10 protein-coding genes are annotated in these 12,774 nt (G+C 73.7%); 6 read left to right on the forward strand and 4 right to left on the reverse strand.

What is annotated here, in order from left to right:
• The first annotated feature begins 29 nt into the window (after nt 1–29).
• From E6U81_RS34670 to E6U81_RS34690, 5 genes are read left to right on the forward strand one after another with little or no spacing between them, the layout of a single operon-like run.
• Entirely contained in the window at nt 30–1,322 is a 1,293-nt protein-coding gene (locus tag E6U81_RS34670; protein WP_136233995.1) for a hypothetical protein, read from the forward strand.
• Complete coding sequence (locus tag E6U81_RS34675; protein WP_136233973.1) at nt 1,319–4,312, forward strand: serine/threonine-protein kinase; 2,994 nt, start codon at nt 1,319–1,321, stop codon at nt 4,310–4,312. The genes E6U81_RS34670 and E6U81_RS34675 overlap by 4 nt, the downstream gene beginning before the upstream one ends.
• Nucleotides 4,313–4,315: 3 nt before the next feature.
• On the forward strand, nt 4,316–5,923 hold the full coding sequence (locus tag E6U81_RS34680) for a protein phosphatase 2C domain-containing protein (RefSeq protein WP_136233974.1): 1,608 nt from the start codon (nt 4,316–4,318) through the stop codon (nt 5,921–5,923).
• Nucleotides 5,924–5,956: 33 nt separating this feature from the next.
• The gene (locus E6U81_RS34685; RefSeq protein ID WP_136233975.1) at nt 5,957–7,282 is read left to right on the forward strand and encodes a VWA domain-containing protein; all 1,326 of its coding nucleotides are present in this window, start codon (nt 5,957–5,959) and stop codon (nt 7,280–7,282) included.
• 45 nt (nt 7,283–7,327) lie between these two features.
• Nucleotides 7,328–8,335, forward strand: coding sequence for an FHA domain-containing protein (locus E6U81_RS34690; protein WP_136233976.1), 1,008 nt, complete (start codon nt 7,328–7,330; stop codon nt 8,333–8,335).
• Here E6U81_RS34690 and E6U81_RS34695 read toward each other — a convergent pair whose 3' ends face one another.
• The gene (locus tag E6U81_RS34695; protein WP_136233977.1) at nt 8,336–9,334 is read right to left on the reverse strand and encodes a methyltransferase domain-containing protein; all 999 of its coding nucleotides are present in this window, start codon (nt 9,332–9,334) and stop codon (nt 8,336–8,338) included.
• An 83-nt stretch (nt 9,335–9,417) separates the two neighbouring features.
• On the opposite strand from E6U81_RS34695, the gene E6U81_RS34700 reads away from it, so the two are divergent.
• A complete protein-coding gene (locus tag E6U81_RS34700) occupies nt 9,418–9,822 on the forward strand; it encodes a globin (RefSeq protein WP_136233978.1) in 405 nt (134 codons plus the stop codon).
• Between the two features lie 61 nt (nt 9,823–9,883).
• Here the strand turns inward: E6U81_RS34700 and E6U81_RS34705 are convergent, their stop codons facing one another.
• The 3 genes from E6U81_RS34705 to ettA are packed head-to-tail and all read right to left on the reverse strand — an operon-like array spanning nt 9,884 to nt 12,727.
• On the reverse strand, nt 9,884–10,594 hold the full coding sequence (locus tag E6U81_RS34705) for a hypothetical protein (RefSeq protein WP_136233979.1): 711 nt from the start codon (nt 10,592–10,594) through the stop codon (nt 9,884–9,886).
• On the reverse strand, nt 10,591–11,040 hold the full coding sequence (locus E6U81_RS34710; RefSeq protein WP_030840593.1) for a thioesterase family protein: 450 nt from the start codon (nt 11,038–11,040) through the stop codon (nt 10,591–10,593). Before E6U81_RS34710 ends, E6U81_RS34705 begins: the two co-directional genes overlap by 4 nt.
• A 22-nt stretch (nt 11,041–11,062) precedes the next feature.
• Nucleotides 11,063–12,727 (reverse strand): energy-dependent translational throttle protein EttA, encoded by a 1,665-nt coding sequence (gene ettA, locus E6U81_RS34715; protein ID WP_078658346.1) that lies wholly within the window; start codon nt 12,725–12,727, stop codon nt 11,063–11,065.
• Nucleotides 12,728–12,774 lie beyond the last annotated feature (47 nt).

Below are 12,774 nucleotides of genomic sequence, written 5' to 3' on the forward strand. Positions count from 1 at the left end.
CACAGTCGGTGGAGGCGGGGTCTGCAGTGATGGACCGGGACGGCGTCGACCGCGCCCTGACGAGGCTGGGCGCCGAGCACGAGGCCGTCGAGACCTCGCTGCTCGCCCTCCAGGACCACGCCGGGCGCCGGCTGCTGGAGGGCGCCGCGCTGACCGGTCTCACCAAGGAGCGGTGGGCGGGCGCCGACGCGGACATCACCCGGCTGTGGACGTACTTCGACGCCTACAGCGGGGCGCTGACCGCCGCCCGGGAGATCCGTGAGCGGCGCCGCTGGCCGGGCCGCGACGACCTGATCGAACTGACCGAGCGGCTGCGCGGGCCCGGGGTCCTGATCGCCGGGGCCGCCACCGAGGGCGCCGCACTGGCGGAGCGGCTCTCCCTCGCGGAGCTCGTGACCCGGATGAACGACCTCTACGCGCGTTCGCTCGACGTGGTGGTCGCGGCAGACGCCGTCTGGTCGGCGCTGCCCGCCCGGATCGACCTGCTCGCCGCCGAACTGCACCGCACCCGTTCACTGGCCCACTCCGTGGGCGTGCGCCCGGGCGAACACCCCTCGGGCGACGACCTGGAGTACATCACCGCCGAGCTCACGGACCTGCGCGCCCAGGTGATCGCGGATCCGCTGGCCTTCTGGCGGCCCGCAGCCGGGAGTTCCGCGCCCGGCGGCGGCCGCCCCGACACCGGTCGCTACGACCGGGCCGCGCTCGCCCTGGAGGACGTACGCCGCGAGGTCGAGGCGGTGCTGGCCGTACGGCAGGACGCCGAGCAGCGGCTGATCAGCCTGCGCGACGTGCTCTCGCGGGCCGACCGGACCCTGGCGGAGGCGCGGACGGCGCGCGGAGAGGTGCTGGCGAAGATCGCCGCGTCCGAGGTGCCCGTGGTCAGCGGCCCGCCGACGGTGCTCCAGGAGCAGCTCGCGACGGCGGCCGACCACCGGCGCCACGCGCGCTGGCACCGGCTCTCCCCGCTGCTGGAATCCCTGGAGGAGCGGGCCGAGGAGGAACTGCGCAGGGCCCGCGAATCGTTGACTGCGGTGACGGCACCGCTGGCCGTACGGGCCGAGCTGCGCGGGCGTCTCGACGCCTACAGGGCGAAGGTGGCCCGCCACGGCCTGGCGGAGGACCCCCTGCTCATCGAGAGGTACGACACGGCCCGGCGGATGCTGTGGAGCGCGCCCTGCGACCTGCGGGCCGCCGAACAGGCCGTCCTGCGCTACCAGCAGGCGGCGGCGGAGTCGCTGGTGCCGCAGCACCGGCCCGAACAACAGCCAGAGCAGCACCGGGAAGAGCGGCCCGACGGGCCGGGGACGGAGGACGCATGAGCCTGAGCGGAGCAGCGTGCGTTCGCCCCGGCTGCCCGGGGACGTACGAGGACATGGGCGGCGGCGAGCTGTACTGCGACACCTGCGGCCTGGCCCCGGTCGGCTCGGTCGCGGCGGGCGCGGAGGAGCTGGTGTCGCCGCCGACGGGGATGACGAGCGCGGCCCGCGGCTCCCTGGGCTCCGGTGGGTCCCGGGGATCCCAGGGGTCACAGGGCTCCCACGGTTCGGCGCGCTCCTCGGCCTCGGCCCGCTCCTCCCGGTCCTCCTCCTCCCGCCGCTCGGTGTCGGGGCGGCTGTCGCGGTCCCTGACCGGGCAGGCGTCCACCCGCTCGGTCTCGGTGCGCAGTTCGGGCTCGGCCGCCCCCTCCTCGGGGCGCAGCCGGCTGGGTGCCGGCCTGGTCAGCGTTCCGGAGGTACCGCGCCCCGATCCCTCGACGGCGGTCCTGGAGAACCCGGAGGTGCCCGAGCGCAAGCGGTTCTGCTCGCGCTCGGACTGCGGCGCCCCGGTGGGCCGGGCCCGCGGGGACCGGCCTGGCCGGACGGAGGGCTTCTGCACCAAGTGCGGGCACCCGTACTCCTTCGTGCCCAAGCTGCGCGCCGGTGAAGTGGTGCGCGGCCAGTACGAGGTGGCGGGCTGCCTCGCGCACGGCGGCCTCGGCTGGGTGTACCTGGCGGTGGACCGGGCGGTCGCGGACCGGTGGGTGGTCCTCAAGGGCCTCCTCGACACCGGTGACCAGGACGCGATGGAGGCCGCGATCTCGGAGCGGCGCTTCCTCGCGGAGATCGAGCACTCCAACATCGTGCGGATCTACAACTTCGTGGAGCACCTGGACCAGCGGACCGGTTCGCTGGACGGGTACATCGTCATGGAGTACGTCGGCGGCAAGTCGCTGAAGGAGATCGCGAACGAGCGGCGCCGGCCGGACGGCCGGCGCGACCCGCTGCCGGTGGAACAGGCGTGCGCGTACGGCATCGAGGCGCTGGAGGCGCTGGGCCACCTGCACAGCCGGAACCTGCTGTACTGCGACTTCAAGGTCGACAACGCGATCCAGCAGCAGGACCAGCTGAAGCTGATCGACATGGGCGCGGTGCGGCGGATGGACGACGAGGAGTCGGCCATCTACGGCACGGTGGGCTACCAGGCCCCGGAGGTCGCCGAGCTGGGGCCGTCGGTCGCCTCCGACCTGTACACGGTGGCGCGCACGCTGGCCGTCCTGACCTTCGACTTCCAGGGCTACACCAATGTGTTCGCGGATTCGCTGCCGGACCCGGAGCACATCGAGGTGTTCCGGCGGTACGAGTCCTTCTACCGGCTGCTCGTCCGGGCGACCGACCCGGACCCGGGGCGGCGGTTCGCCTCCGCGCAGGAGATGGCCGACCAGCTGACCGGTGTGCTGCGGGAGGTGGTCGCGCTGCAGACGGGCAGGCCGCGCCCGCAGCTGTCCACCCTCTTCGGCCCGGAACTGCGGGTGCCGGACACCCGGCTGTTCACCGGCACGGACACCGCGGACACGGTCGTCTCCCGCCTGGGTGACCGCCCGGTCGCGCCCCGCCGGGGCGGCCTGCGAAGCCGCTTGGGCCGCGGCCCGGCCGCCCTGCCGACGGCTTCGGCACCGGGCAGACCCGGGACCTCGGCGCCGGCCACGGCCGCCTCGGCGGGATCCGCCGCCGGATACCCGCCCGCCTTCGCCGGAGGCACCCCGCCGGCCGGCACGCCGGGGCCCGCGGGCGCCGGCCTGACCGGCACGCCGGGGCCGAGGCACGCCACGCCCGGCGGCGCGTCCGCGCCGGCGCATCCGACCCGGCTCGGCGCCGGCACGCCGGGTACGCGGCATCCCGCGCCCGGCGGCGGACCGACTTCGGCGGGACCCGCCGCGTCCGGCGCCGCAACCCCGCCCTTCGGCGGAGGCGGCCTGCCCGGCGCAGCCCCCGGCAGGGGCGGGCTCGGGACCACCGCCACGCACGTGGCCGGGGCGGCCGTGCCCCGGGCGCGGCAGGCTCCCGCGACCGCGACGGGACCCGCGCCCGCCGCCGTGGTCCCGCCGCCGGCCGGGGCCGCGCACCCCGCCACGACCCTCGACGCCCGCGACAGCGCACTGGCGCTGCCCGTGCCGCTGGTGGACGCCTCCGACCCCAACGCCGGTTTCCTGACCGGTCTGCTGGCCTCCGCACCCGGCGATCTGCTGGGCGCACTGGCCTCGGCACCCGCCGACTCCGCCGAGCTGCGGCTGCGGGAGCTGCGCGCCCGGCTGGAGCTCGGCGAACTGTCGGCGGCCGGGGACGCGCTGGCCGAGCTGGAGGCCCGCCATCCCGACGACTGGCGGGTCGTGTGGGCCCGCGGCATCGCCTCACTGGCCACCGGTGACGACGAGATAGCGGCGCTGTCCTTCGACGCGATCTACGACGCCTTCCCGGGTGAGCCCGCGCCGAAGCTGGCCCTCGGGCTGTGCGCGGAGGTGCTGGGTCAGCTGGACAACGCCGCCGAGTACTACCGCCTGGTCTGGATCACCGACCCGGGATTCGTCAGCGCGGCGTTCGGGCTCGCCCGGGTCCAGCTGGCCGCCGGCGACCGGGACGGAGCCGTCCGCACGCTGGAATCCGTACCGGAGGCGTCCATCCACTACACCGCCGCGCGGGTGGCGGCCGTACGCGCACGTCTGCGCGACCGGTCACCGGACGAGCCGCTGCTGGCGGATCTTTCGGCCGCCGCCGACCAGGTGGAGGCCCTGCGGAGGTTCGGGCTGGACCCGGAACGGCAGGAGTTGCTGGCGACGGAGGTTCTGGGCTCGGCCCTGGACTGGGTACTGTCGGGTGGCCGGGGTGCCGACCCCGGCCGGACCTCGCTGCTCGGCAGTCAACTGGACGAGCGGGGCCTGCGCTTCGGACTGGAGCGCTCGTACCGCGTCCTCGCACGGCTGGCACGGCGTGGCGAGGAGAGGATCGAACTGGTGGAACGGGCCAACCGTTTCCGTCCCCGGACGTGGGTGTGATTGATGTCGATGCATCGGCTGTCGGGCTGCCCCAGCTGCGCGGAACCCCTCGAAGAGGGTGACCGTTTCTGCGGTCTCTGCGGCTATGCCCTGACCCCTTCTCCCGCGGCCGCGTCCACGGACCACCCGACCGTCCCCATCCCACCGGCGCCACCGGCGCCGGCCGCCCCCGCGCCCCCGGCCCCCGTCACCGCGCCCGCCCAGGCCGCCCCCGCGGGCGGCTACGGGATCCCGGCTCCGGCCGGCCCGCACGGCTCCCCCGGCGCCGGCGAACCCGCCCCCGGCTGGGGCAGCGTGGCCGCGGCCGCACCGACCCTGGTGGGCGACCCGGCCGACTGGGCCGCCCCGGCACAGCATCAGCCGGAGCCGGAACCGGAGCCTCGGCAGAACCCGGCCGGAGCCTCGTACCCGGGCCCGGGCCACGAGGACCCGTACGGCACGAACACGCCCCCCGAGGGCACCCCGTGGGGCGCGGCCGACTCCGCCCGCCCGGGCCCGCAGGACCCCGCGGACGGCCCCGAGACCCGCCACGACCGCCCCGGCGGCGACCCCGGCACGCCCGACGAGGGAGCGCCCTGGGGCGCGGAGAACCCGTACGAGAACGCGTACGACAGCGCGCCCCCGTCCGGCGCCCCGTCCGGCGCCGCGCCCGGCGGGAAGACCTGCGTGGCCTGCCGGGCCGGGCACGTCGACACCGACGGCTACTGCGAGCACTGCGGGCACGCGCAGCCCCGGGAGCGCGACCACGTCGAGGAGGAGCTGGGCAGCGTCGCGGCCGTCAGCGACCGGGGCCTGCGCCACCACCGCAACGAGGACTCGTTCGCCGTGTCGGCCACCGCCCTGCCCGACGGTTCGGCCGCCACCGTGGCCATCGTGTGCGACGGGGTCTCCTCCGCGAGCCGCCCCGACGAGGCGTCCGCCGCCGCGGCCGGCGCCGCGAACGAAGCCCTGCTGGAGGCCCTGCCCCGCGGCGCGCACCCCCAGGAGGCCATGCACGAGGCGATCCTGGCCGCCGCCGCCGCGGTCAACGCCCTGGCCCCGGAGGTCCCCGGCGCGCAGAACGCGCCCGCCTGCACCCTGGTCGGCGCCGTCGTCAGCGGCGGCCTGCTGACCATCGGCTGGGTCGGCGACAGCCGCGCCTACTGGGTGCCCGACGACCGCGCCGCGCTGCCCCGCCGCCTCACCGAGGACGACTCGTGGGCCGCCCAGATGGTCGCCGCAGGCCTGATGGGCGAGGCCGAGGCCTACGCGGACGTCCGCGCGCACGCCATCACCGGCTGGCTGGGCGCCGACGCCTACGAACTCGAACCGCACACCGCGATCTTCAAGCCGGACCACCCCGGCGTGGTGGTGGTCTGCACCGACGGCCTGTGGAACTACGCGGAGTCCGCGCGGGAGATGGCCCAGGTGCTGCCGGCCGACGCCGCGGTCCGCCCGCTGCACAGCGCGCAGGTGCTCGTGGGGCACGCCCTCGACGGCGGCGGCCACGACAACATCACCGTGGCCGTCGTGCCGTTCGCCACGCAGCCCGGCGGGGAACCGGGAGCAGCCCCGGGGACCGGCCCGGCAGCAGCACCGGAACCGGAAGTGGAAGCGCGCCCGCAGGTCTGACCCGCCTGCCCGAGCCCTCTAGGAGTCCAGCCGATGGCGAATTTCGCCAAGCCGAGCGCACCGCGCTTCAGCGTGGACGTGTACCAGAACGAGTTCCTTCCCGAAGGCGGGCGGGACGTCCACGCCATCATCACCGTCACCGCCACCGGCGGCGGCAGCGTCACCCGCGGGAAGCCCGCCGACGGCACGGCAGCAGTCGTGATCATGGTCGACTGCTCCGGTTCCATGGAGTACCCGGCCGAGAAGATGCGCGGCGCCCGCGAGGCCACGGCCGCGGCCGTCGACACCCTGCGCGACGGCACCGCCTTCGCGGTGATCGCCGGCACGCACGTGGCCAAGGAGGTCTATCCCGGCCAGGGCCGCCTCGCCGTCGCCGACCCCGCCACCCGCGCGCAGGCCAAGGAGGCCCTGCGCGGCCTCGCCGCCGGCGGCGGCACCGCCATCGGCACCTGGCTGCGCCTGGCCGACGGCCTGCTGCGCGGCTCCACGGCCGCCATCCGCCACGGCATCCTGCTCACCGACGGACGCAACGAGCACGAGGATCCGGCCGTCCTGCGCGCCACCCTCGACGCCTGCGCGGGCCGCTTCACCTGCGACGCCCGCGGTGTGGGCACCGACTGGGAGGTGAAGGAGGTCACCGGCATCGCGAGCGCCCTGCTCGGCTCCGCCGACATCGTGGCCGATCCGGCGCACCTCACCGAGGACTTCACGCGCATGATGGAGAACGTCATGGGCAAGGAGGTCGCGGACGTCTCGCTGCGGCTGTGGACCCCGGTCGGCGTGGAGATCCAGTACGTCAAGCAGGTCGCGCCGACCGTCCAGGACCTGACCGCCCGCCGTGCCGACTCGGGCCCGCGCGCGGGCGACTATCCGACCGGATCGTGGGGCGACGAGTCCCGCGAGTACCACGTGTGCGTGCGCGTCCCCGGTGCGGCCGTCGGCCAGGAGATGCTGGCCTCCCGCGCCACGCTGGTACGACCCGCGACGGGCGGCGAGCCCGAGGCCGTCCTGGCCCAGGGCCTGGTGCGCGCCGTGTGGACGAACGACGTGGCCGCGTCCACCGCCATCAACCCGCAGGTCGCCCACTACACCGGGCAGGCAGAGCTGGCGCAGGCTATCCAACAGGGCCTCGAAGCCCGCAAAATGGGCGATGTCGATGGTGCTACGGCCAAACTCGGACGGGCCGTACAACTGGCGAGCGTCTCCGGGAACGCCGACACAGCACGACTCCTGTCGAAGGTGGTGGATGTGGTGGACGCGGTGGCAGGTACTGTGCGGCTGAAAGCGAAGGTTGCAGACGCCGACGAGATGACTCTCGAAACACGTTCGACGCAGACCGTCCGAGTGAAGAAGTTCTGAGAGCCTCCCGCGATGACGCAGGGAGAAGAAGGGGGAAGAGCCGCCATGCCGACCTGCCCGAACGGGCACCAGTCCGCCTCCGACGACTGGTGCGAGGTCTGCGGCCACCGCATGGGTGCCCCGGAGGGGCCCCCCGCGGCGCCTTCCTACGGCTACGGCTTCCCCCCGACCGCCGGTGAACCGACCGCCCAGGCAGAGCTCTGCCCGCAGTGCCGTACCCCGCGCGAGGCCATGGCCCCGTTCTGCGAGGAGTGCCGGTACAACTACCTGACCCGCTCGGCGACCTCGTACGCGCCGCCGGCCCCGGACCCGGCTCCGTCGGCGCCCGGCTCGGGCGCCCCCGCCGGGCCGCGTCCCGGCAGCGCTCCCCCGCCCCCGCCGCCGGTGCCCGCGCCGGGGACCTACGCGCAGGACCACTTCGAGTACCAGGGTTCGCGGCCGTCCCGGGTCAACCGCCCCGCCGAGCCGCTGCAGCGCGAGGACGACTGGCTGCTGTCGCCGCCCTCGCACGAGCCGCCGCAGGCGTACCAGCAGGCCCCGCAGCCCCAGTACCAGCAGCAGCCCCCGCCGCAGCACCAGCGGGAGTACCAGCAGGAGTACCGGCAGCAGCCCCAGACGCCGCCGTACCAGCCCCTCCCGCCCCAGGGCGGGTCCTGGAGCGCGACGATCGGCCCGGACCGCTCGTACTTCATGGCGATGATGCAGCGCAGCGGGCCCGAGGCGACCGGGCTCAACCTGCCCGCGTACTCCCCGGAGCAGCACCTCCCGCTGGCCGGCGGACAGATCACCATCGGCCGCCGCCGCGCCTCCACGGGCGAGTCCCCCGACATCGACCTGTCGGTGCCCCCGGAGGACCCGGGCGTCTCCCACCAGCACGCGGTGCTGGTGCAGCAGCCCGACATGAGCTGGGCCGTGGTCGACCAGAACTCCACCAACGGCACCACCATCAACGGCGGCGAGGACCCGATCCAGCCCTACGTCCCGGTCCCGCTCGCCGACGGCGACCGCGTCCACGTGGGCGCCTGGACCACCATCACCATCCGGCGAGGCTGATCACGCCTCCCCCAGGGGCCATACGTAGGGCCCCTGGGGATCGTCCAGCCACGACCACTGGCCCTCCGGGCCGACCGAGACCCCGAAGCGTTCGCGGGCCGGGCGGCCCTCGCTGCGCCACAAATCCAGGGCCTCTCGGGGGGTCAGCACCCCGGCGGTCAGCACCAGCATGAACTGGAAGCGCTCGTTCTCCACCAGCTCGTACGGGAGCCCGCGCACCATCGCCATCCGGTCGGGCGGGGGTACGGCCGTGGCCCCGCGCAGCGGGACGAAGTAGGCCGCGGTGTGCAGGAAGCGGCCCTCCGCGAAATCGGCGTCCCGGACGGTGAGCGCGATCAGCCCGGTCGACAGCGGGGCCAGGATGCGCGCCCCCGGCCGGCACTGGCCGAGCCAGGCGTGCGGGACCAGCGGAAGCGTGCAGGTCACCAGGATCCGGTCGAAGGGGGCCCGGGCGGGGCAGCCTCGGGCGCCGTCGCCGGTGACCACGGTGGGGTGGCGGCCGAGCTGGGCCAGGTGGGCCCGCGCGGACTCGGTGATCTCCTCGTCCAGGTCCACGGTGGTGACGTGCTCGTCGCCGAGGCGGTGGCAGAGCAGGGCCGCGTTGTAGCCGGTGCCCGCGCCGATCTCCAGCACGTCGTCGCCGTCGCGCACGTCGAGGGCGGCCAGCATCTTCGCCATCAGGGACGGCTGGCTGCTGGAGGAGACCAGCCGGCCGTCGCGCAGCCGGGTCGCCAGAGGGGCGTCGACGTACACGCCGCGCAGCCAGCGGGCCCGTAGCTGCGGGTCGGGGTCCTCGGCCCAGAGCCGTTCCTGGCCGGCGCCGCGCTCGGTCCAGAAGTACGGGACGAAGACGTGCCGGGGGACGGCCGCGAACGCCGCCCGCCACCGCGGGTCGTCCAGTACGCCGGCCGCTGTCAGCTCCCGCACCTGGGCGGCGTGCGCGGTCTCCCGCAGATCCCGCGGCTCGGTGCGTGCGGTGTGTGCGGTGTGTGCACCCATGCCTCCACTGTCCTGCGCCCGGCCCGGACGTGCGAGCGAGAAGGCGCCCCCGGGCGGTACCGGGCGTCTGAGACGATGGTCGGGTGAATGAGATTCCGCGGGGCGGCCTTCAGGAGCAGACCTTCTACGAGCAGGTGGGCGGCGAGGACACCTTCCGTCGCCTGGTGCGGCGCTTCTACCAAGGGGTCGCGGAGGACCCGCTGCTGCGCCCGATGTACCCGGAGGAGGATCTCGGTCCGGCCGAGGAGCGGTTCGCGCTGTTCCTGATGCAGTACTGGGGCGGTCCGACCACGTACAGCCAGCACCGCGGCCACCCGCGCCTGCGGATGCGGCACGCGCCGTTCCAGGTGGACTCGGCGGCCCACGACGCCTGGCTGAAGCACATGCGGGTGGCGCTGGACGAGATGGGCCTGGCGCCGGAGCACGAGGCGCAGCTGTGGAAGTACCTCACGTACGCCGCCGCGTCCATGATCAACACGGCGGGCTAGGAAGCACCGCAGGGCACGGCAGGACAGTGGACCGCGGGCTTCGGGCCTCGCGGTCCGCGGGTCAGACCGGGCGGACCTGGAAGGCGCCGAGGCCTCCGGTCGCGCCGGGGCGGCGGGTGGCGACGGAGCCGTACGGGGTGCGCAGCCGCAGCCAGCTCCCGGAGGCGAGCAGCGCCGCGGGCTCAGGGGCGGCGGCGGACGCGGAGGCGGGCACGGCGGCCCGTACCGGCCGCAGGAAGCCCAGGGACTGGGCGGCGTGCGCCACGCGCAGCGGGAGTTCGGTGTCGCCCAGGGTGCGGGACCAGATCTCGCGGCCGATGCGGTCGCGCTCGGACCGGGTCCGGTGCTGTGCGGGCAGGGCCTCGTCACGGGCCCGGAACTCGGCGACGGCGGCCGCGACGGCCGCCGCGATCGCCTCGGGTCCGGGCAGCCCCGGCACCTGCCGCCAGCCGCCGCGGGGCGGGAGCACCCCGGTCCAGGGCGGTCCGGTGACCGGCCCGGGCACGGTGGCCTCGGCCGAGGCCTCGTCCACGGATTCCAGGAGCTCTCCGGCGGACACGGTCACGTCCAGCGGCGTCGCCACGGGGACGGCGAGCCGCACGGTGCGGATGGCCAGGACCTCGAAGGAGGGCGGCCGTCCGAACACGCCGAGCGCGCCGCCGCCGGCCTGCAGGCGGACGGCGGCGGCCCGGTCGTAGTGCACCAGCCGGCCCAGGAAGGCGGCGAGGTCCGCCGCCTCCCCGGAATCGGCGAAGCGCAGCTGCTCGATCATGCCGCGACGGCCTCGGAACGCGGCTCGTCGAGGTACTCCTCCAGGAAGTGCCTCTCCTCGGCCGTGATGCGGCGCGGCCGGCCCGCGGCGAGGTTGTAGGGCACGACCACGGTCTCCGCACGCACGTAGACGGTCTCCGGCCGGTCCTCGGTCGCCTCGTCCTTGACCTCGTAGCGGATGGTCAGGGAAGCGGCACCTATCCGGGTCACCCAGGACTCGATGAGGACCGGCTCGTGACGGTGCACGAGGGGCAGCTTGTAGTCGATCTCGTGGCGGGCCACGACGGATCCGCCCGTGAAGGACTCACTGCCCTCCCCCGGCGCGAGGCGGAACATGAAGTCGATCCGCGCCTCCTCCAGATAGCGGAGGAAGACGACGTTGTTGACGTGCCCGAAGGCATCCATGTCAGCCCAACGCAGGGGGCAACGGTATTGGTGTCTGGCCATGGCCGTGACCTCAGCGCTCCCCTCAGCCTCGGGTGAGCTTCTTGTAGGTGGCACGGTGCGGACGGGTGGCGTCCGGGCCGAGCCGCTCGATCTTGTTCTTCTCGTAGGACTCGAAGTTGCCCTCGAACCAGAACCACTTCGAGTCACCCTCGTAGGCGAGGATGTGCGTGGCCACCCGGTCCAGAAACCAGCGGTCGTGGGAGACGACCACGGCCGCACCGGGGAACTCCAGCAGCGCGTTCTCGAGCGAGCCGAGGGTCTCGACGTCGAGGTCGTTGGTGGGCTCGTCGAGGAGCAGCAGGTTGCCGCCCTGCTTGAGGGTCAGCGCGAGGTTCAGGCGGTTGCGCTCACCACCGGAGAGCACGCCGGCCGGCTTCTGCTGGTCGGGACCCTTGAAGCCGAAGGCGCTGACGTACGCGCGGGAGGGCATCTCGACGTTGCCGACGTTGATGTAGTCCAGCTCGTCCGACACGACCGCCCAGAGGGTCTTCTTGGGGTCGATGTTGGCGCGGCCCTGGTCGACGTACGAGATCTTGACGGTCTCGCCGACCTTGATCTCGCCGGAGTCCGGCTTCTCCAGGCCCTGGATCATCTTGAAGAGCGTGGTCTTGCCGGCGCCGTTCGGACCGATGATGCCGACGATGCCGTTGCGCGGCAGCGTGAAGGACAGGTCGTCGATGAGGACCTTGTCACCGAACGCCTTGGAGAGGTTGTTGACCTCGACCACGATCGAGCCCAGACGCGGGCCCGGCGGGATCTGGATCTCCTCGAAGTCCAGCTTGCGCATCTTGTCGGCCTCGGCCGCCATCTCCTCGTAGCGGGCGAGGCGGGCCTTGGACTTGGCCTGGCGGCCCTTGGCGTTGGAGCGGACCCACTCCAGCTCTTCCTTGAGGCGCTTGGCGCGCTTCTCGTCCTTCTTGCCCTCGACCTTGAGGCGCTCGGCCTTCTTCTCCAGGTAGGTGGAGTAGTTGCCCTCGTAGGGGTGCGCGCGGCCGCGGTCGAGCTCGAGGATCCACTCGGCGACGTTGTCGAGGAAGTAGCGGTCGTGGGTGACGGCCACGACGGCGCCCTTGTACTGGGCCAGGTGCTGCTCCAGCCAGTTCACGGACTCGGCGTCGAGGTGGTTGGTGGGCTCGTCGAGGAGCAGCAGGTCGGGGGCCTCCAGCAGCAGCTTGCAGAGGGCCACGCGGCGCTTCTCACCACCGGAGAGGTTGGTGACGGGCCAGTCGCCGGGCGGGCAGCCCAGGGCGTCCATGGCCTGCTCCAGCTGGGCGTCGAGGTCCCACGCGTTGGCGTGGTCCAGGTCGTCCTGGAGCTTGCCCATCTCCTCCATGAGCTCGTCGGTGTAGTTCGTCGCCATTTCCTCGGCGATCGCGTTGAACCGGTTGAGCTTCTGCTTGATCGGGCCGACGCCGTCCTCGACGTTCTCCAGGACCGTCTTGGACTCGTCGAGCTTCGGCTCCTGCATCAGGATGCCGACGGAGTAGCCGGGCGAGAGGAAGGCGTCGCCGTTGGAGGGCTGCTCGATGCCCGCCATGATCTTCAGAACGGTGGACTTACCGGCACCGTTCGGACCCACCACACCGATCTTCGCGCCGGGCAGGAAGTTCAGGAAGACGTCGTCAAGGATCACCTTGTCGCCGTGTGCCTTGCGCGTCTTGCGCATGGTGTAGATGAACTCAGCCAAGAGAAACCGTCCGGCAGATCGATGGTGGGCAGATACACCCCATACTG

This window comes from Streptomyces sp. A0592 (assembly GCF_004795115.1).
In the GTDB taxonomy this organism is placed as follows: domain Bacteria; phylum Actinomycetota; class Actinomycetes; order Streptomycetales; family Streptomycetaceae; genus Streptomyces; species Streptomyces erythrochromogenes.

Excerpts from the sequence above, each read along its gene's own strand:
- E6U81_RS34670 (WP_136233995.1), top strand. The coding sequence starts at position 30 with ATGGACCGGGACGGCGTCGACCGCGCCCTGACGAGGCTGGGCGCCGAG.
- E6U81_RS34675 (WP_136233973.1), top strand. The coding sequence starts at position 1,319 with ATGAGCCTGAGCGGAGCAGCGTGCGTTCGCCCCGGCTGCCCGGGGACG.
- E6U81_RS34680 (WP_136233974.1), top strand. The coding sequence starts at position 4,316 with ATGTCGATGCATCGGCTGTCGGGCTGCCCCAGCTGCGCGGAACCCCTC.
- E6U81_RS34685 (WP_136233975.1), top strand. The coding sequence starts at position 5,957 with ATGGCGAATTTCGCCAAGCCGAGCGCACCGCGCTTCAGCGTGGACGTG.
- E6U81_RS34690 (WP_136233976.1), top strand. The coding sequence starts at position 7,328 with ATGCCGACCTGCCCGAACGGGCACCAGTCCGCCTCCGACGACTGGTGC.
- E6U81_RS34695 (WP_136233977.1), bottom strand. The coding sequence starts at position 9,334 with ATGGGTGCACACACCGCACACACCGCACGCACCGAGCCGCGGGATCTG.
- E6U81_RS34705 (WP_136233979.1), bottom strand. The coding sequence starts at position 10,594 with ATGATCGAGCAGCTGCGCTTCGCCGATTCCGGGGAGGCGGCGGACCTC.
- E6U81_RS34710 (WP_030840593.1), bottom strand. The coding sequence starts at position 11,040 with ATGGCCAGACACCAATACCGTTGCCCCCTGCGTTGGGCTGACATGGAT.